The sequence below is a fragment of the Micromonospora sp. R311 genome (assembly GCF_056780015.1).
The window spans coordinates 20370-38611 of the sequence record NZ_JBSWCE010000022.1; the positions used below are offsets into that span (position 1 = coordinate 20370).

Annotated in this window: 16 protein-coding genes and 3 pseudogenes; 7 read left to right on the forward strand and 12 right to left on the reverse strand. The window is 67.2% G+C overall.

What is annotated here, in order from left to right; all coding sequences use genetic code 11:
• Positions 1–42 precede the first annotated feature (42 nt).
• The 3 genes and pseudogenes from AC1WTP_RS19445 to AC1WTP_RS19455 form a co-directional block, all read right to left on the reverse strand.
• Positions 43–414, reverse strand: coding sequence for a hypothetical protein (locus AC1WTP_RS19445; RefSeq protein WP_481650679.1), 372 nt, complete (start codon positions 412–414; stop codon positions 43–45).
• Between the two features lie 693 nt (positions 415–1107).
• A pseudogene (locus tag AC1WTP_RS19450) lies at positions 1108–1692 on the reverse strand (IS701 family transposase); the annotation flags it as partial.
• A gap of 173 nt (positions 1693–1865) precedes the next feature.
• Positions 1866–3158 (reverse strand): annotated as a pseudogene (locus AC1WTP_RS19455) (IS701 family transposase).
• 149 nt (positions 3159–3307) lie between these two features.
• On the opposite strand from AC1WTP_RS19455, the pseudogene AC1WTP_RS19460 reads away from it, so the two are divergent.
• The 3 genes and pseudogenes from AC1WTP_RS19460 to AC1WTP_RS19470 form a co-directional block, all read left to right on the forward strand.
• Positions 3308–3507: pseudogene (locus AC1WTP_RS19460) on the forward strand (IS982 family transposase); the annotation flags it as partial.
• A 99-nt stretch (positions 3508–3606) separates the two neighbouring features.
• Entirely contained in the window at positions 3607–3801 is a 195-nt protein-coding gene (locus tag AC1WTP_RS19465; protein ID WP_481650680.1) for a hypothetical protein, read from the forward strand.
• Positions 3802–3960: 159 nt separating this feature from the next.
• A complete protein-coding gene (locus AC1WTP_RS19470) occupies positions 3961–4089 on the forward strand; it encodes a hypothetical protein (RefSeq protein ID WP_481650681.1) in 129 nt (42 codons plus the stop codon).
• A gap of 116 nt (positions 4090–4205) precedes the next feature.
• Here AC1WTP_RS19470 and AC1WTP_RS19475 read toward each other — a convergent pair whose 3' ends face one another.
• Positions 4206–4409, reverse strand: coding sequence for a hypothetical protein (locus AC1WTP_RS19475; protein WP_481650682.1), 204 nt, complete (start codon positions 4407–4409; stop codon positions 4206–4208).
• Entirely contained in the window at positions 4394–5470 is a 1077-nt protein-coding gene (locus AC1WTP_RS19480) for a glycosyltransferase family 2 protein (RefSeq protein WP_481650683.1), read from the reverse strand. Before AC1WTP_RS19480 ends, AC1WTP_RS19475 begins: the two co-directional genes overlap by 16 nt.
• 327 nt (positions 5471–5797) lie before the next feature.
• On the opposite strand from AC1WTP_RS19480, the gene AC1WTP_RS19485 reads away from it, so the two are divergent.
• The 3 genes from AC1WTP_RS19485 to AC1WTP_RS19495 all read left to right on the forward strand — a co-directional run bounded on the left by AC1WTP_RS19485 (position 5798) and on the right by AC1WTP_RS19495 (position 8747).
• On the forward strand, positions 5798–5950 hold the full coding sequence (locus AC1WTP_RS19485) for a hypothetical protein (protein ID WP_481650684.1): 153 nt from the start codon (positions 5798–5800) through the stop codon (positions 5948–5950).
• A gap of 627 nt (positions 5951–6577) precedes the next feature.
• Positions 6578–6892 (forward strand): hypothetical protein, encoded by a 315-nt coding sequence (locus AC1WTP_RS19490; protein ID WP_481650685.1) that lies wholly within the window; start codon positions 6578–6580, stop codon positions 6890–6892.
• A 301-nt stretch (positions 6893–7193) separates the two neighbouring features.
• Complete coding sequence (locus AC1WTP_RS19495) at positions 7194–8747, forward strand: hypothetical protein (RefSeq protein WP_481650686.1); 1554 nt, start codon at positions 7194–7196, stop codon at positions 8745–8747.
• Positions 8748–9646: 899 nt separating this feature from the next.
• Here AC1WTP_RS19495 and AC1WTP_RS19500 read toward each other — a convergent pair.
• The 6 genes from AC1WTP_RS19500 to AC1WTP_RS19525 form a co-directional block, all read right to left on the reverse strand.
• Complete coding sequence (locus AC1WTP_RS19500; RefSeq protein ID WP_481650687.1) at positions 9647–9973, reverse strand: STAS domain-containing protein; 327 nt, start codon at positions 9971–9973, stop codon at positions 9647–9649.
• The gene (locus tag AC1WTP_RS19505; protein ID WP_481650688.1) at positions 9970–10488 is read right to left on the reverse strand and encodes an ATP-binding protein; all 519 of its coding nucleotides are present in this window, start codon (positions 10486–10488) and stop codon (positions 9970–9972) included. The genes AC1WTP_RS19500 and AC1WTP_RS19505 overlap by 4 nt, the downstream gene beginning before the upstream one ends.
• A gap of 1242 nt (positions 10489–11730) precedes the next feature.
• On the reverse strand, positions 11731–12186 hold the full coding sequence (locus AC1WTP_RS19510; protein WP_481650689.1) for a hypothetical protein: 456 nt from the start codon (positions 12184–12186) through the stop codon (positions 11731–11733).
• A 447-nt stretch (positions 12187–12633) separates the two neighbouring features.
• A complete protein-coding gene (locus AC1WTP_RS19515) occupies positions 12634–14079 on the reverse strand; it encodes a serine/threonine-protein kinase (RefSeq protein ID WP_481650690.1) in 1446 nt (481 codons plus the stop codon).
• Positions 14080–14178: 99 nt separating this feature from the next.
• Positions 14179–14412 carry a hypothetical protein gene (locus AC1WTP_RS19520; RefSeq protein WP_435125587.1) on the reverse strand — a complete coding sequence of 78 codons (234 nt, stop codon included), beginning with the start codon at positions 14410–14412 and terminating at the stop codon, positions 14179–14181.
• 71 nt (positions 14413–14483) lie between these two features.
• On the reverse strand, positions 14484–15488 hold the full coding sequence (locus AC1WTP_RS19525) for a hypothetical protein (protein ID WP_481650691.1): 1005 nt from the start codon (positions 15486–15488) through the stop codon (positions 14484–14486).
• A 187-nt stretch (positions 15489–15675) separates the two neighbouring features.
• On the opposite strand from AC1WTP_RS19525, the gene AC1WTP_RS19530 reads away from it, so the two are divergent.
• Positions 15676–16200: a prolyl oligopeptidase family serine peptidase gene (locus AC1WTP_RS19530; RefSeq protein ID WP_481650692.1), complete on the forward strand. Its 525-nt coding sequence runs from the start codon at positions 15676–15678 to the stop codon at positions 16198–16200.
• A 155-nt stretch (positions 16201–16355) separates the two neighbouring features.
• On the opposite strand, the gene ggt is transcribed toward AC1WTP_RS19530, so the two are convergent.
• Positions 16356–18197: a gamma-glutamyltransferase gene (gene ggt / locus AC1WTP_RS19535; RefSeq protein ID WP_481650693.1), complete on the reverse strand. Its 1842-nt coding sequence runs from the start codon at positions 18195–18197 to the stop codon at positions 16356–16358.
• Between the last annotated feature and the right edge of the window lie 45 nt (positions 18198–18242).

An 18242-nucleotide genomic window follows, 5' to 3' on the forward strand; every position in this document is an offset into this window, starting at 1 on the left:
ATCTACGCGCCGGGCACGTGGGTGAAGGGCTCGGCGATTCACTCAAAGTTCAACACCGGATGACCGAGCTATAGCCTCCATTCGTTCGAGGATCTCTTTCCATACATCGAGCGTTGTGGGAATCCGACCCGGCCTGCCGACCGCCAGCGCAAGACTATCGAACCCGCCGTAGCTTCCGCCAAACCCGTCGGCGTCCGACTCCGTATACAAGTAAGCGGTTCCGACCTGGCGCCACCCATCAGCGATTGGAGCGCCCTCAGTGGTGATAAAAGTGCGCATTCTGCGAATCTTATTGCCGGTGTCCCAGGCGCTTGACTCTTTCGAGGTTTGCCAGTAGTACTCCCCAACGTACCATCCGTAAAGGTCTCGTGATGGGTCGGCAACCTCTTTGAGCCGCCCGAACAACGACTTCACTGTTCTCCGTCCTGATGAGTAGCGATCAGGAGGTCGTACACCGGCCGCAACCAGTGCGCGTGCCAGGTCTACGACTCGCTCACGTACATCTTGGATTGCCTGAGCCGCGGCTTCCTTGGCGACCGCTTGCCTTGCACGACAGAGCGCGCACCAGCCCGCAGGCAGTGGCCCGTGAGATATGCAATAAGCGGCGCCACCGCTGACCTCGCAGGCGGGATTGATGCATCGTGCTACTGCCTGGATGCCGCAACCGGCAATCTCACAGTCAGCTGCCACATTTCCTCCATCCCGCGATGAGGCTATCCAGTCCTACCGTGCGCCTTGATGGGTTAGTCCTTCACGAATGCTCGACCGTGTGGTCCATGCTGAATCTTTCCTGCCCAGTTCACATCACGTCAATCAACCGATTGTTTGAGCTGATGTCGGCTGGCCGACCTTCCGTATTGACGTCATCGGTTACAACAGCAGACTGGCTTCGCCAGGGCCAGCCAGCTCATCGCCCCGAGGGCATGTAGCCGCCTACTGGTGCTTGATCAACGCGCCGTCCGGGCCGTCGAAGATTCGGCATGTCCCGGTGCCGAGAAGCTGTGTAGCGCCGGCGTTCCCCTGTCCGCAGCCCGGCGGGCCAGCACGCATGTCGGTGGGGTCGAAGTGCAGATGTCGAGGCGGTCGGTGAGCAGGAAGACGATCAGTCCGCACGTGAGGATGACCTGCCCGGCCGGCGTCGCTGGGCCGGGCAGCGACCGGGACACCGGCGTCCAACGCGGCGGCGATCATCTGCCGGGCCAGGGCCGGCTTCGTAGCGAACCCGACGTCGTCCGGCACGCCGGCGGCGGCGAGACGCTCGGGCTGCTCGCACCAGGTCGCCTCAGGTAGGTAGAGGCGGCGGTCGATCAGCGCCCGCCCCAGGGGCGAGACGTAGGCCAGGAACACACCCACCTGACTGTTCTCCACACGACCGGCGGTGCCGGTGTACTGCCGCTGCACCCCGACGGAGCACACGCCCTTCTTCAGGAACCCCGTCTCGTCGGTGGCCAGCACGGCGTCGGGGTGGCCGAGTTGCTCGACCAGCCAGGAACGCACGTCATCACGGACGGCGTCGGCGTCCCACACCGCCGTCCGCAGCAGCCGCTGCATCGCCTGCGGATCAGCGTGACCACCCCGCTCCGCGAGAGACCAGCAGGTCTTGCGTTCCACGCCCGACAGCAGCCCCTCCACGAACTGCCCGGCGGTTCGGCGTGGCTCCGCCCGGACGAACCGGTCAGCGACCCGCGTCACCGCCTCGTCCAGGATGACCCGCCACCGATCAAGGTCTAGGCTGTGGCCCACGGCCCCCGCACGATCTTCGGTTGTCCTCACAAACCATCGATGATCAACACGGTGGCCGTCCTCATGCCCACGCCACGCAGAACGCCGAAACCAAGTGACGTTGGAGTACTAGTACTCCAACGTCACTTGGCCTGTCTGCGCTGGTAGTGGGATCGGCGGGCTCGGGCTTGGGATGTTCGTCGCCAGATCGACCAGTGCAGGATGTGTTTCTGGCGGGAGCGGTGCGGCGAGGACGAAGGCGTTGAGGAGTCGGCGGATTTCGGCGATGGTCAGCGCGATGATCTCCGCGTCGGAGTGGGTTTGCTGCGTGGTGGCGGCGAGGATGGTCAGGACGGCGAGGGCGAGCATGGCCAGGGTGACGTGGCGGTGCCAGCCGGTCCAGCCGCGGACCTGGTAGTGGTCCAGGCCGACCTGTCCCTTGCCGGTCTGGAACAGTTCTTCGATGCTCCAGCGGGAACCGGCGACACGCACGAGGGTGTGCAGCGGAACCGGTCGGGGTGACCAGCACAGGTAGAAGGCCAGCTCGGCGGTGCTGCGGTTGCGGCGGATCAGCAGCCATCGGTGCTCACCGAGCCGGGTGGCGGTGGTGATCCAGGCCCACAGGTACTCGCGGGGGCCTTTCGCCCCGGGGCCGCAGCTGTGCTGCTGCCACTGGCGGGTGGGGATCCGCTTGGCGAGGTCATCGACGCGTACGTGCGGCCGTCGTTGACGGCAACGCGTCGGTCGCAGCTGACGGCCAGGACGTAGCCGATCTGACGCTGTTCGAGGTCGCCGCGTAGGCCGGGGTCGGCGCCGTAGACCTCGTCGCCGGTCACCCACCCGAACGGGACACCAGCCTCGATCGCGGCGGCGATCATCTGCCGGGCCAGGGCCGGCTTCGTGGCGAACTCGACCTCGTCCGGAACGCCGGCGGCGGCGAGACGCTCGGGCTGGGCGCACCACGTCGCCTCGGGCAGGTAGAGCCGGCGGTCGATCAGCGCCCGCCCGTGCGGAGTGACGTAGGCCAGGAAGACACCGACCTGACTGTTCTCGACCCGACCAGCGGTGCCGGTGTACTGCCGCTGCACCCCGACTGAGCACACGCCCTTCTTCAGGAACCCGGTCTCGTCGGTGGCCAGCACGGCATCAGGGTGGCCGAGCTGCTCGACCAGCCACTCTCGCACGTCATCGCGGACGGCGTCGGCGTCCCACACCGCTGTGCGCAGCAACCGCTGCATCGCCTGCGGATCGTCGTGACCCGCCCGTTCGGCAAGCGACCAGCAGGTCTTACGTTCCACACCCGACAGCAGCCCTTCCACGAACTGCCCGGCGGTCCGGCGCGGCTCTGCCCGCACGAACCGGCCAGCGACACGCGCCACCGCCTCATCGAGGGTGACCCGCCACCGGTCAAGGTCTACGCTGTGGCACGCGGCCACCGCACGATCTTCGGTTGTCCTCACAAACCATCGATGATCAACGCGGTGGCCGTCTTCATGCCCGCGCCACGCCCAACGCCGAAGCCAAGTGACGTTGGAGTACTAGGCCTTCCTACCGCAACCGCACCCCACGCCCTGACGAGCACCTCCTCAAAGCGATCCGGCAACTCATCGAATCGGTCAACGACACGCTCAAGGGCCAACTCGACCTCGAGCTACACGGCGGCCGCAGCATCGAAGGCGTCGCCGCCCGCGTCGCGCAACGCCTCCTGGCCCTGACCGCCGCCATCTGGCACAACCGACCACCGGACAACCCCTGACCAGGTCCTTGATCGCCTACGACCACTGATCAGGGTTAGGACTTACTCGTCTAGTGCAACGCGCCTTCACCGCGCAGGCCGAACCGCTGTCGGGTCGCGGACTTCACCCACGTGCCACGTTCGCCGGCGTGGTCTACGTGGCGTTCGTCGTCGACGTCTGCTCCCGGGCGATCGTCGGCTGGTCCGCGGCCACCACCAAACACACCACCCTCGTCCTGGACGCCCTCGACATGGGCCTGTGGCGCCGCGACCGCGACGGCCGGCCCGTCGAGGCGGGCCTGATCCACCAAGCTGCGTGTGTTTCGCCGAGATGGGTTGGCTGACGGTAGGAGATGCCACCCGCCGCTTCATCGTCTGGGAAATTCGGTAGACCGCTGACGGAGATCTGCGACCTTGATCGCATCGCTTGAAGGTGCCGGCAATCCCGGACCCGCAGACGAGGGCCATCCGAGAAAACCGATCAGACGAAGGGGAGCGCGACGGTGGCGATGCTGTGGATCGGCGTGGACATCGACAAGACCCACCACCACGTGGCCGCGGTCGACGCGCTGGCGGCGCAGCAACAAGAGCAGGGCGGGGAAGGCCCCTCGCCAAGTCCTCGCGGGACATGATCAACGAAGCGCTCGAAGCGCAGCAACGAGGCGAGCTTCCCCACACCGATCCTCCGCGACACCGTCACGGAGCGTCAAGCCAGCACGCGGCTGACAACCGATCCCCCGATAGGGAATCAGCGGGCCTCGAGTCGGCGGCGCCCGATGCGCGGGGCGAGCCGGAGCAGGGCCATGCCGGCGATCAGGAGCGTCACGCCGGCCACGAGCGACCAGGTAATGCTCACACCGGTAGTGGGCAGGGTGGCCGAGCAGCCGGCGGCGGCAGCGGCGCATCCGCGGTTGTACATGATGAGTGCCTTTCTTCTCAGGAGTTGATCCATACGCGGTCGGTTCCGCGCACGGTCTGGGCAAGGGCTCGCCAGTAGGCGAACGACCGGACTTGCTCGTAGCACCACTCGGGGAGCAGCGCGGCTGCGGTGAGGAGTGCCCACCAGCCCTGCCGGCGAACGGTGACGACCCGCTCCAGCACGAACACGGCGGTGATCGGGAGCCAGCGGGGGTCCCACGCGACGAAACCGATCAGAAACCAGCTCACGATCAGGGTGATCAGGTAGAGCGGGACGAGTAGCGAGCTGGTGTAGATACCGAACTGGCGCAGCCAGTTGCCGACGTTCCACCAGCGAAGGCCGTACAGGCGTAGCGAGTCGAGCATGCCGCGCTGCCAGCGCACCCGCTGGGTGATGAGGGCTCGGACGGTGGGCATGGAGTCGGTGATCGCGTCGAATCCGGGCGCGACCCGGGGCCGGTAGCCCATGGACTGGACTGCGAAGGTCATCTCGATGTCCTCAGTAGCCGGATCGCGGTGGTAGAACTCGCCCGGGTAGCCGGGCAGGTCACCGCTGGCGCGAGCGGCCATGATCCGCCGGACCACCGGGACGGGGAACAGGGTGGCCACCCCGGACAGGACGATTGCCTTGCCGCCCTTGCGCCAGATCCAGCGGGAGAACCGGGCGTACTCGTTGCCCTGGAGAATGTCCAACAGCCGCGGCTGCCGGTCCAGTCGGTAGTCGGCGCAAACCGCGCCGACGCCGCGGCGCCCGAGCTCGCGGATCCCGGCGGTGACGGCACCGGGGGCCAGGATGCTGTCCGCGTCCGTCACCAGCAGCATGTCACGGTCGTCCAACTGCGGCAGCAACAGGTTGATGGCCCAGTTCAGGGCGCCCGCCTTCTTGTGCGGATTCGGGCCGGGCATCTCCCACACCTCGGCCCCGGCCGCCCATGCGACCTTGGCGGTGTCGTCAGAGCAGTTGTTCGGTACGACGATCAGCCGGTCCACGGGACGGGTCTGCGCGAGGAGGGCGTGGATGGTGTTGGCGATGGTGGCCGCCTCGTTGTAGGCGGGCACCACCACGACCACCCGGGTGCGCCAGTAGATGCTCATGCGGCGTCCGCCCGTGAAGTCGTCGGCATCTCCGAGCAAGTCCCGTTTCTGTCGCTGAACATGTCACGTCGGTTGTGGGGTCGGTGCGGCCGCAAGAAGCGAACGAGCAACGCTGTCCCGTTCGCATTAACGAGACACAATGACGAAAGTGACCCTCGTTCGCGAGTGAGCCTCGATCACATCCAGTTCAGTCCTTTCAGGCGCACGGAGGGCCGGCAGAAATGACCGAACGGCGGAATTTCGGAACACTCAATCAGTCGACAGGGCGGCGGCACCTTACTCAGTTTCCGGCGACAGAGCGTTCAGGTCTCAGTCAGACTGCAGGCCGTGCGGGAGGCCGCCCGGCTGCGGGCCGAGAACGAGCGGCTACGGGCCGAGCTGAACAAGGCCCGCAAGGTGATCGAGGTCCAGGGAAAACTCTCCGCACTGCTGGGTCAGTTCGCCACCGACAGCGCGGCCGAGCAGGGTGAGACGAGATGATCGACGCCACTGTCGAGGCGGCGATCGCGCAGCCGGCAGGTCAACGCGTACACGGCGGTGTGCCACCACCCTGCGGACGTCGAGGCGGCGGCGGGATCAACGGGGCGACCAGCTCCCACAACTCCAGACACCCACTGGTGAACCAAACGCTCGTCCACAGTAGAGACGATCTACCACCAAGGTCAGCCCACCGCCACCTGAGACAGGCTCTTACGGCCGGAAACACGATCCGTTTGGTGCCCGTCGTTGGCCCAGCCCTCCTGTTACTGGCGGGCGAGTCCTTCGGCCGGCGGCCGGGCGAGTTGGCCGCGCGGGTGGGGTTTCGCTGGCCGATCCAGGTGAGGGAATTTGCATCCCCCGATTTCGCTGCAACCAGTGCCCTACCTGCCCGCCCCAATCCTTACGTTGTGACGTGATGAAGGTGCGGGCGCTATCGGAGAGATAGGGAGGGGCGGCTGTGACTGATATCTCGGCAGACCGTACAAGCGGCTTCTGCTCGCTGCGGGCTCCTCCGCATGCGAGGAGTTCCAAAGATGAGAACCACACATGACTCGGCCCTGTGAGTTGACCTCTGCCGATCTAGGCGCAATCGCCCGCCAAGCAAATCCCACGTTGAAAGGATCCCACATGTCGAACTTCTCAATGCGGCGTGCTCTGAGCGTCCTGACGATCGCCGCTGCAACGACGGCCACCTCCGTACTCGGGCTCGGCTCCGCCGGGGAAGCGAAGGTGGTCTGCTCTGCTGGTACGTGGGGTGGCAACCACGGCTGGGGTGACTGCACGGAGAACTCGGTTCCCGGCCCCCGGAAGTGGCAGTTGAAGACCGCCTGCTCCTGGGGAAGCACCGCTTCCAGTGGAATCATCACCGGGCCGGGTCACGTCGACACGACCTGCCCCTGGCCGCAGTCCGCGAGCTACTCGTACATCGTGTACTACAACTGACAGGTCCGGCGGAGGCCAGGCGGATCCCTTACCGCTGAGCTGGCGGCAGTTCCGATCCATCGACGCAGTGTCATGGGATCAGAAGGGCCTCGGACCTCTTCGCGATCGGCAAACGCAGGGATAGCCGCTTTCGCGCGAGCCGGCCGGTGGGCTGTCAGGAGGATGTGACAGCCCACCGGTGCAGCTTTGAACGGTCCGACCCGAAGATGATCGAAGCGCTCAGGATCGGGATTAGCGACGCTCCCTGTAGTGAAGTAATCAAAATATTGATTCGATCAATGTCGTCGTGCACCGTGTGGACGTGTCCTTCGCCAACGGATCACGCTACGTGGGCTGGTTGTTGCGGACCAACCGGCGGCTCGCGGTGAACTCCGAGTTTCAGGTGGCACGAAACTTCGCTCGTGCTTTCCGAACAGACGCGGAGCCCGGACTTGCGCCGTCACAGATCACCCGGTGGGAGCAGGGCACCACGACCGCCAGCCGGGAAGTAGTCCGCCGATACGAGCAGCTCCTGGAAGCGTCTCCTCAGTCCCTCGTCGTTCTTGCTGACACGATACGTCGCAGCGAAGCAGCCGGGCCCCTCGAAGTCACGGACGGCCGGTCCGACGACCAGCGCTTGCTCTACCAATACCTGGACCGAGTCCTTGCTCCCGGCGAGATGGCGGGAGCTGACTGGGCCAGGCTGACGGAGCTGATTGCCGGGCAACCGGCACTGGTGCTCTATCCACCGCGGCTGTGGTGTGCGATCGCCGAGCAGGTACTGAGTGAACTCGTGGTCTCGGAGAACAACGCATGGCTGCAACGGCAGGAGGCACTCAGCCGCCTGTTGGAGCACCCGATCGCTCGTTCCCACGTTGTAGCGACATGCGTTGCCCTGGCCGAAGACCGCTCTTCTCCGGCTGTCATCGAGCCCGTTTCGCTCCTCGACGTGGTAGCGCACAAGGACGGAAACAGGTACGTCCTCCAACAGATCGAGAATCCGAGCAGCGATCGCGCGCGCTACGCCGGCCTGCTGGCTGCGGTGCGCAAGGTACGCCATGGTCACTTCACGAGCGACGAGCAGTTTTGGCTCGCCCGTGTCGTCCAACAGGCAGTGGCCGACCCGGCGCTTGATGCGGCGACAGCGCCGCTACTCAGCCAGGTGGCGGCGTTACTCGACCGCCGCATGGCTGGGCAGTCAGCGTTTCCGCGACGCCGCTGGGTGCCGCACTCGGACGCACTGACCGCCATCGGGGCGGTGGAGTATCCGCCGGGTGCGCACTCGGTAAGTCAGCGCATCGCCGACCTGGCACAGTGCCGCCTGGCCGACGATCGCCACGGCCGAGACGCCGTGCTGGCGGAACTCGTCGGCAAGGCGCTGTTCGATGCCAATCCAGATGTGCGGCTGACTGCCACCATGCTCATAGCCGCGACCCCATACCGCGACGCCGTGGCCGCCGCACTGCTGGCCCAGCTTCACAGCGACCTGTCGCGCCGGGTCGAGGAGATTGCTCCGTCGGCGTTGAGCACGTTGACCACGTTCGGTGTCGACATCCACCGGCCGCTCATGCGGACTCTACTGATCCATGACGGTTCCAGCGCGGACCTTCGCCACGCCGCAGCCTGGGCCACACCCCATTGCGCTGGCGTATATCCGCTCCACGTCTGGCGTCGGATACTCGCCGAGCAACATGGGGCGTGGTTGCGGAGGCCCTCGGCCACGGGCGAATCTATCCTGCATGGCATCGCCTACGGAATCGGCACAGACCGACACTACGAACTGCTGGCGGAACTGCGGCAACGCGGCGACCTGCCGGATGCCGTCCGACGGACCGCACAGTGGCTGTTGTCTTCACCGCCAGACTCACCGGCCTGACGGGCCGGCCTGACCACACGCTCACGGTGACCGAAGTCGTCCGCGCCAACCAAACAGGTCCGTCCCTTCCGTCTGCAGGTTGTTCCCGGACGGGCTGTCGGCGTACGGGTGAAGGTGACCAGGTAGGTACGGATGAACGGGGCCAGCCTTCTACCCACGGCCCAGGCCCTGCCTGGCGGACGTCGTTGCCGTGAAGGCAGCCGGACAGCCCCCCCTACCGCGCCGCTTCCGCTCCTCGCCGCTGCGCGGCTGCGGTGCGGGTCGGCTTGGTCTCGACCCACTACCGCAGCGTTCGTTGAGAGCTGTGTCGACTCCGGCGGGTCGGGTGAGCGCGAGCTTGGTGTCCTGGCCGGGCCCGATGACGGCCCTGCATCAACTGAGCAATGTCGAAGTCTTCCTGATCGTGAGGGGCGTGGGCGGGTACGGGGGGCTGGCCTCGTTCGGTCGTATGCGGCTGGGCGCGTTCACCTATACGCCGACATGGGCGGTGACGGCCAGGTGGTGACGCGTTCAAGCGGTGCAGTTCGGATCTGGCTATCCCGAGCGCTTCGCAGCGATAGGCGCCAGGCGGCAAGCGTCGCGTAAGCGACCGCCTGATACGTAAGCCGCCCGGCTTACCCCCATTTGGGGTGCTGCCGCAGGCTGCCGCGTTACTAACCCATGGATCTTCAAGAGGCCCGCCAGCGAGTGGAAGTGGCCGTCCGGGGCATTGGGTGAGCTGGTGAGAGCCATCTGGGATAGCCGGGGACGGCCTGAGGGGTCTCGTCAGTTGACGTGGGGCGGCCACCAGACCCGTGACTGGGGCACCTAGCCGCGTGACAGCTCACTCGTCGCTGACGACTCGTAGCGACGACCAGGCGCTGAATCGAGGGTTTACTCGGTGCGGGTGTGAGGTTCCGTCAGGTGCTGGTGGGCGAGAGGGCGTCGAGCACGCCGGTGATATCCAGGACTCGACGGGCGGTTCTGCTGGGGTTGGTGACGACGAGTTGTCTCCCGCTCGCTGTCGCGGTGTTGCGGGCGGTGATCAGTGCGCCGATGACAGTCGAGTCGATGAACTGGACCGCTGCCATGTCGACGTCGACCCGCTGCGCTGCGTTGATCGTGTGGGTGAGGAGGTCCAGGAGGTGGGCCGCTCCGTTGACGTCGATTTCTCCTCTGAGCAGGACGATCCTGCGGTCCGGCTCGACATGAACGTGGTGCTGCCAGCTTGGCTGGGGGTTCATCATGTGGTGCCCTCCCCAGGGGTGCTGAGATCGTCGTTGTGTCGTGCGCCCGATGCGGCGCTGATGTCGGGGCCGATCGATGGCTGCAAGCATACGGTGACCGTGGCGGTCACTCCGTCGGGGCGGTGGGTGAGGATGAGCCCGTCGGTCAGTTGGTGGGCTAGCCACAGTCCCCGCCCGCCGGGCACATCGGCCGTCGGTGGCCGCACGGGCAGAATGTCAGTCGTCTCGCCCTGGTCGGTGATCTCGCAGATCAGGGTGTCTTCTTCACGGCGTAACTCGATGCGCCCGTGGCCGCCGCCATGGCGGACGGCGTTGGTGATCAGTTCGTGCGCGGCGAGAACGAAGTCGAAGCCGGGGTCGCCGGCGAGTCCCGCGGCGCAGACCTTCGCGGCGAGCGCGTGTCGGAGCGCGGTAACAGTCCCGCTGGTGAAGTGCTGTGACATCAGGGTCGTGACCGCGCCACGGTGTGGCCGTGCCGGGTCCGCCGGCTCGGGCCCCCACACGTCCGCACTCATGCTGGCAGGCTACCTATCCCTGCACGTTCCGCGACCCTTGCTCGCCGACAAGTATCCCCAGCTCACTGCACCCGCCGGTGATCACCCGACTGCGAAACTGATACTCGCCGTCCCGGCAGCGGCCACGCCACCACCCGTCTCTCACATCTCCACCCACTGGGTCTTCCGGCCTGCTCGGCGAGCAGACTGTCGTGGCCGAACCGGCCAGCTTGGTGGCGACGGCGTCGGTGTGCATGTGCCGCACGACCACGGCAGCGGCAGCCCCAGGCAGGATGACGGTCTGTTGGCGGACGGCCACGACGGCGGGCACGAAGCCAACCCCGGCTACTGCATGGCAAGCGGCGGTGACAGTCGGGACACGACATGGCGGACTCTCGGCCAACCCGGGTCGTGATAGTCAAGCAGAATGTCCAAGTGACGGCTGGCACCCAAGGGCACAGCGCTCGCCTGACGGTCAGCGGCGCTCGTTGCCAAAGCGGTCGGGGCGTGCGTCGCCACGCGAAGGTTGATGAGCTGAGCCTCGCGTCCGCTGGCCGGCGCCGTCATACCTGCGATCACCATGACCGTCGGTTCGCTCGCTTCGCTATCGGTTGACTCTAGGCGGGCAAAGTCGGGGCGGCCCGATCTGGAAACCCAGTAGTGGCATGGCCGACCACGCGCGTGCAATGCGCGAACCAGGCGCCCAACGACAGTGACGCGCGAGGCCGGGCAAGTTACCACCACCCGCAAGCCCTTACCGGCCGTCGCCGCCACGATCAGGTCAGCAACGGTCGCTAGCACTACACGTTCACGCGCAATGGCGGACAGGTCAAGCACACAAATGCCCTTCAGCCCAGGCAGACCGGCACACCAGCTATCAATACAGCCTCGGACCGGACTCGGGCGAGATGCTGCCGGCCCGACGTGGACTGTTGTGACGTCCCGAGCCGACCTCTGCACTGCCACCAATGCAGGCGTCACGACCGCGACAGCCGTTACATCGATCCTGTGCGCCGGCGCCGTTCGCTGGCAGGATCCGCCCCGACCTGGTCGCAGGCCAGCAACACCCAACCGTGAAGTCACTGCGCTGCGGCGGTCGGTGGTCCACCGAAGGTGGCCACGGCGCGGGAGGTGAACTGACGCGGAATCCGTGCGGCCGCTGCCGCAGACAAGCGGCAGCGGCGGCGAGACTACGACGGGCCACTCCGCAGGGCGCCCTCCACGACGTGCCCGCAGATGAGTGAACGGGCAGGCAGTGGTGCCTCAGTCTCCAGCAGTGGAGGAGCGGTAGCGGCTGACCACAACCACGGCGATGGTTGCGGCGCCGGCCAGTCCCGCGAGCGTCAGCAACCAGAGCCCGGATCCCACGCTCATCTGGGTGGCGGCGCTCATCGCCTTGCCGATGCCCAGGGGATCGTCCTCACCGGACATGCTTGCCCGCATGTCCGCCTCTGCCGACTGAAGATCGACGATCTTCCAGCCGCCGAGTCCGAGCAATCCGAGGGCGGCGAGACCGGCAAGGACCGGCACGACGAGAGGCATCCGTTGACCCCGCAGGGCCAACCCGGCGTAGACGGCAATCGCGAGACCGAGTCCAGCCGTGATCCAGCCGTCCGAACCGTCGACACCCGACACGGTCATCGTCCCCAGGATCGGAGCGCTCACCTTGGCCCAAGGCATGAACGAGCCAATGATGGCGGCGAGGCCAGCGCCCAGCACGATCCATTCACGGATCGGTCGCGATGCGGCAGGCACCCCTGCGGGCCCGGGGACGGGTCCACCCACGGACGGCGGTTGGTCCGGCGGCGGAGGCGTGGCGGATTCATGCACCATTGTTCGGTCCCTCTGGATGCCGATGCCCTTCCCGTCTTTCGAGATGAGCGGAGAGTCAGCAATCTATGACTTCGCGACAACAGGGACCAGCGGTCGTACGGATGACCGAGGTGTGATCGCTCGTGCAGCAATTCTGGCTGGCCGTCGGACGTCCGGCCAGATTGGAACGGAAGGGGCGATTCTCCCGCCGACCTCGGCGCCTCTGTGACGGATGTTGGCCCGGCGCCAGCCGGAATCACCGACCGCGGCGCGGCGAAACCTTAACCGACCGTCGGATAGCGGTCGTCGTCGCCTACCTCGGATAACCAACCGCATCAGCCTGCGCCTGAGCTGTCAGTCGTCCTCTTCCTCACCGCGTCCCTGCGAGTAGCTAGCCAGCAGGTCCTGCAGGCGGGTCGCGGTGTCGGCGCTGATCCGGCCCCGCTCGGCCGCCTCGGCGACCCGCTCGCGCAGTTCCCGAATCCGCTTGGCCCGGTCCTTGGGCTTGCCCCGGTTGAGGCCGGCGAGCTTGTCCCGCAGGTCGTCGGCCGTCTCTGGGTCGATCTCGTTTCGGCTCTCCGCGTTGTCGATTATCGCCGCCAGCTCGGTGGCCAACTGCCGAAGGCTGACCGGAGTGAGCTTCGTTGGCGGGCTGCTAGCCGGACCCGACGACGTGCCCGACGCGGCCGACGCCGGCTGGTCGATGGGTGCGGCGACGACCGGCTCCGCGACGGGCCGAGTGTCGGGCTCGTCGCCGAGGGCGAGTGTTCCGACCAGCCCGACGACGAGAGCGAGGCCGGCCGCGATGAGCACGGTAAACAGCCGCTTCGAGTAGCCCGACGGGCTGGCCGGCGACGTTGGGGGCACCAGCGGCGTCACCAGGGACCGGTCGATCAGAGTTGGTGGGTGCCCGGCCGGCGGGCGGGCGGTGCCGGCGGGAACGGTCGGCAGGATGGCGGTGGGCGGGTCGGCCGGCTGGCCGGTGGCGAACCGGTTGGCCAGTTGCGCCGCGGTGGGGCGGCGGGCCGGGTCGGCGGCGAGGCAGGCCAGGGTCAGCTCGGCGATGTCGGCGGGCAGGCCGGGGATCCGCAGCGGTGGCACCGGCGTGTGCCGGGCGTGCACCTCCATCGCGTCCTCCCAGGTCTGCACGGGCAGCGGGGCCCGACCGGTGAGGGTGCGGTAGAGCAGCGCGCCGAGGGCGTAGACGTCGCTGGCCGGGTCCGGCGCCGCGGAGGTCATCCGCTCCGGCGCGAAGTACGCCGGCGTGCCCATCAGCAGCTCGCCGGTCTGCCCGGCGCGCGGGCCGGCGAGGGCGGCGATGCCGAAGTCGAGCACCTTGGCGCCGGTGTCGGTGAGCATCACGTTGCCCGGCTTGATGTCGCGGTGCACCACGCCGATGCGGTGGGCGGCGGCGAGCGCGGCGGCGACCTGGCCGGCCATCCGCACCGCGTCGGGCCAGGCGAGCGGGCCGGTGGTGAGCCGGTCGGCGAGGTTGCGCCCCTCGACCAGCTCCATCACCAGGTACGGCACCACCGTGCCGCCGGCCAGGGTCGCCTCGCCGTAGTCGTACACCTGGGTGACGTGCGGGTGGGTGAGCCGGGCGGCGGCGCGGGCCTCGCGCTGGATGGTGGCCCGCAGCTGCGGGTCGGCCGCCAGTTCGCCGGCGAGCGCCTTCACGGCGACCGGGCGCCCGAGCACGTCGTCGTCGGCGCGCCACACCTCGGACATCCCGCCGAGGCCGATGCGCTCGCGCAGGACGTACCGGTCGTGCAGCCGGAGGCTGGGACTGAACGGCGACATAGGCATCCAGTCTGCCTCGCCGGCCGGACCGGCCTCCAACCGCCCGTGCCCAGTTTCCGCCCGGCGAACGGGACATTGTTCCCCACACGCGCGAGGTTCCTAGTCGCCGGCAACCTCGATCCGGAATGCCGAGACCAGCGGCACGTACGCCTGGTCGGAGATGATGACCACATCGACCTCGCGGTTCCTGACCATCCAGCTCACCGACTCCCACGGTCCACGGACGATGCCCTCTAACCGGTAGCCTCGCCGTCGGCTGTGGTCCAGGCACTTCGCCACGGCAGGTTCGACGGGGTCGATGTCTGCGGGTATCCAGATCACTGCCGTGTCCATGCAGCCTCCTGATCAACTGCTGATGCTAGGTGTGACCTGCAGGGACGAGGCCTTCGGCAAGCGCAGGTCCGCTATACCGCTTCGCGATCTCGCTCCCACTGCTCCAGCCAGGCTTTCCTTGCAAGGCCGGCAGGTGAGTCGGGATTCCGGGCAGCCTCCCCGATTTCCCCGATTCGAGGGCTACGGTCGGCGAGCACGTCGAGGATGGCATCCACCATCAGCGGTTCCAGCGCCAGTCGCAGCGTCCACTCGCTGCTGTCGTAGCAGCCGAAGATCGAATTCTGCTGGTCAACCTCGACGAGCCGGCTCCCCGGAACGGCCTCGCCGTTGCGGCCCCCTGTACTCGCTTCGACGAACAGTTGCGCCAGCAGTTCCTTCCCAACCGGGTTGTCAAAGAACTCTGTTGATAGGGAGCCGTCCAGAAGCCAGTCGACGAACGCCGCAGCGTCGTCACCGCGTCGCGCGAGAATGACGTCCTCGGGCTCGGATTCGTCAAAATCGGTGGTGCAGGCCACGACACCGGACGTAACTAGCCCGATCGCCGTCTGATCGACGCCGGACGTCATACTGCCTGTTTCGGTGAACCTCAACTCGCCCCACTTGGGGGACAGGAGCGGCTCCGTTCCCCACGAGCCGGGGTCCTCGGGCAGGAACCGTTCACCTTCAGAGGTGGAGAACACCGGCCAGCGAGCGCCGTTGACGTACAACACACGGTGCACCCCCCGCTCCTGCGCACTCTCGGCCCCTTCGATGTGCTTCTCCCACAAGCCGTCAGACCACAGGCTTCGATCAACGAGTTCCCCGCCACCGGGGGCAGAAAGCACCAGCGGCAGGTTCCGCAGCGCCTCCTGGTCTGCCTGGACCCGGGTGACCTCGTCCGGGCGCACCTCACTGAGCGTCGGGTCAGCGCTGATGAGTGCGGCTACATCACCACCAGGACAAGGGACCTCCAGCCCATCGGCGTTGCACCGCCACAGCATCTCCCCTCTCCGGAACACCTGCGCTCGCTCGAGCAAGCGCTCTTCCTCGCCTCGGGGGCTGTAACGCGCAATCTCATACACGAGTTCGCCGTCCATGCCGTTCTCCTTGCTTACCGTCGCTTCCGGCTCCGGCCGGTTCACAGCTATTCCGAACCTGGTCCACCGCGACTTGTGCCAGTGCCGCCCCCACCAGCAGGTTCTACCGCACCCGACGGACCATGGATCATGAGCGGCGGCAGTCTAAGGTCGGCCTTGCCCGCGACCCAGCGCACGCGAGGTGCCTGTGTCGTTCATCGCAGGTTGTGGCCACGTCGCCCGCTGGCGCAAGTCCCGCCCCGGGCAGGTACCAGGTGGCCCGGTAGCAGGCTGGCGGCCTGGTATAGACCCCCGGGTACGAGCGCGACTTCGTCGGTCGCAGCTTGGACTTCTTCCGCAGCGAGGACTACCTGCTGACCAGGGCGGGCGAGCGGATCCGGATCGCCTGCGCCAGTACTCGCCTTACCACAACGTGCGCAGCGGCCAGCCGTACCCGCCGGTCCTGTTCATCACCTCGACCCGCGACGACCGTGTGCATCCGGCGCACGCCCGGAAGATGGCGGCCCGGATACGCGAACACGGCCACGAGGTCGCGTACTACGAAAACGTCGACGGCGGTCACGGCGCGGCGGCGAACAACGAGCAGCGCGCCTTCGTCTGGGCGCTGAGCTGTGAGTTCCTGTGGCGGAAGCTGGGCGGACACGCAGCCCTGCCGCGCCAGGTCTCGCGGGTCGACGGCGGCGAGTGGGCCGGCCGTCGAGTCTGGCGGTGATCGAGCTGAAGGCGCTTCGGGTGCAGGTCGCCGAGTGGGGCGGGACAGCGATGGCAGCGAAACGGCGCTTGGTTCACCCCGGCGCGGAGCCCCCTTTTCTGAAGGTGATCTGTCGGAAGACCACGTCATGCGGGGGCTCCGCGCCGGACCTAGGGTCAGGACGACCGTGGTCTTGGCAAGCCGATCACCGTGCCTTCGCGGCGGGAGTCGGCGCCGCCGTACTGCTTGCCGGTCTTCGGATCGACCACTACTGCCTGGACCGAACCGATGTCGGCGCCGGTGCTGACCGTGTAGCCGAGCGAGCGCAGACCGTCGACGGTGTCCTGCGGGAATCCGTTCTCCAGCGAGACGGAGCTTGCCGCGCTGGTCACCGATACGCGAGGCGCATCGATCGCGTCCTGGATCGTCATCTTGTGGTCGATGAGATTGAGCGCGACGTTGAACACCGAGTTGATGATCGTGGAGCCCCCGGGCGAGCCGAAGGCAACCAGTGGCTTGCCGTCGGGCGTGAGGATCAGGGTCGGCGTCATGCTGCTGCGCGGTCGCTTGCCCGGCTGCACATCGTTGAACCCGGGCCCGCCGGTGTAGGGGTTGACGGTCGGCGTCAGGTTGAAGTCGGTCAGCTCGTTGTTCAGCAGGAAGCCGAAGTTGCGGAACGAGGCACCGTTATCGCGGTAGCCGGCGAACACGCCGATGCCGTGCGACGACTCGATCGTGTTGGTGTAGGACACCAGGTTGCCCCACTTGTCGACCACCGAGAAGTGCGTGGTCGTCTCGCCCGGCCCGGTGACCGGTTCGGCCGTCGGGATCAACGTGCCGGCTTCCACGTCCGGGTCCTCGTACGGGCGCGGGTCTCCCGGTGTCGGGTTCGGCGTGATCCGCTGGCCCGGCACGATCGCGGCCCCGCGGAGCGCGATGTACTCCGGGTGCAGCAGCCCCCGGCTCGGCTCCGGCACGAAGTCGCTGTCACCCATCCAGATCGACCGGTCCGCGAACGCGAGCCGCATTGCATCGGCCATCACGTTCACCGTTTTCGATGCGCCGAAGCCGAAGCCCTGGCTCTCATCCCCGATCGGAAGGCGCTCGAGCATCTTCAGCATCTGGTTCACCGTCAGACCGCCCGATGACGGCGATGACATCGCTCGGATCTGGTAGCCGCGGTAGGTGCTCTGCGTTGGGGTGCGCAGTGTCGCCTGATAGTTCTCGAGGTCGGCGAAGGTCATGCTGCCGCCCTTGCCGTTCGGCGCCTGCGGGCGGTTGAACTTCTGGCCCTCGACGATGCCCTTGGCGATGTCGCAGCCCTTCTCTGGCATGTACACGTAGAAGCAGTCGGCGCCGTTGGCGGCGATCAGGCGGAAGGTCTCGGCGAGGGGCTTGTTCTGCACCAGCGACCCGACCGCCGGTGGCACCCCGTCCGGGCAGAAGTACGCCGCGGCCTCGGGCGAGTTGCGTGCGCGGCTGCTGCAGCTGGCGGCCGAGTAGCGCGGCGTGGCGGCGAAGCCGCCGTCGGCGAGCGTGATGGCCGGCTGCAGGGTGCGAGCGAGCGACAGGTTGCCGTAGCGCGCCAGCGCCATTTCGGTGCCGCGCACCATCCCCGGTACGCCAACGGCCACCCCTTGCAGCGACGGGTTCGGCACGCCCACGAACATGTCGGGGGTCGCACCGGCCGGCGCGCGCTCGCGGGAGTCGATGGCAACCGTCTCGCCGGTCTCGGCCTCGTGGATCATCATGAAGCCCCCGCCGCCGATGCCGGCCGATTGCGGCTCGACCACGTTGAGCGCGTAGGCGATCGCGACCGCGGCGTCAACCGCGTTGCCACCGCCTTCGAGGATCTGGGCGCCGGCTTCGGCGGCGTAGGGATTGGCCACCGCCACGACACCCTGACGGAACGCCTTGCCCGACCACGGCGGCGGGTTGCCCTGCGCGTGCGCCGGTAGTGACACGGTGGACTGGATGCCAAGCGACTGATCGTTGCTGCCCGCATTGGCGATTGCCATCGAGCCAGGGCTTGCGCCCACCAGCAGACCTGCCAGCAGGACACA

Excerpts from the sequence above, each read along its gene's own strand:
- AC1WTP_RS19475 (WP_481650682.1), bottom strand. The coding sequence starts at position 4,409 with ATGGATCAACTCCTGAGAAGAAAGGCACTCATCATGTACAACCGCGGA.
- AC1WTP_RS19480 (WP_481650683.1), bottom strand. The coding sequence starts at position 5,470 with ATGAGCATCTACTGGCGCACCCGGGTGGTCGTGGTGGTGCCCGCCTAC.
- AC1WTP_RS19490 (WP_481650685.1), top strand. The coding sequence starts at position 6,578 with ATGTCGAACTTCTCAATGCGGCGTGCTCTGAGCGTCCTGACGATCGCC.
- AC1WTP_RS19500 (WP_481650687.1), bottom strand. The coding sequence starts at position 9,973 with ATGATGAACCCCCAGCCAAGCTGGCAGCACCACGTTCATGTCGAGCCG.
- AC1WTP_RS19505 (WP_481650688.1), bottom strand. The coding sequence starts at position 10,488 with ATGAGTGCGGACGTGTGGGGGCCCGAGCCGGCGGACCCGGCACGGCCA.
- AC1WTP_RS19515 (WP_481650690.1), bottom strand. The coding sequence starts at position 14,079 with ATGTCGCCGTTCAGTCCCAGCCTCCGGCTGCACGACCGGTACGTCCTG.
- AC1WTP_RS19520 (WP_435125587.1), bottom strand. The coding sequence starts at position 14,412 with ATGGACACGGCAGTGATCTGGATACCCGCAGACATCGACCCCGTCGAA.
- AC1WTP_RS19525 (WP_481650691.1), bottom strand. The coding sequence starts at position 15,488 with ATGGACGGCGAACTCGTGTATGAGATTGCGCGTTACAGCCCCCGAGGC.
- ggt (WP_481650693.1), bottom strand. The coding sequence starts at position 18,197 with ATGGCAATCGCCAATGCGGGCAGCAACGATCAGTCGCTTGGCATCCAG.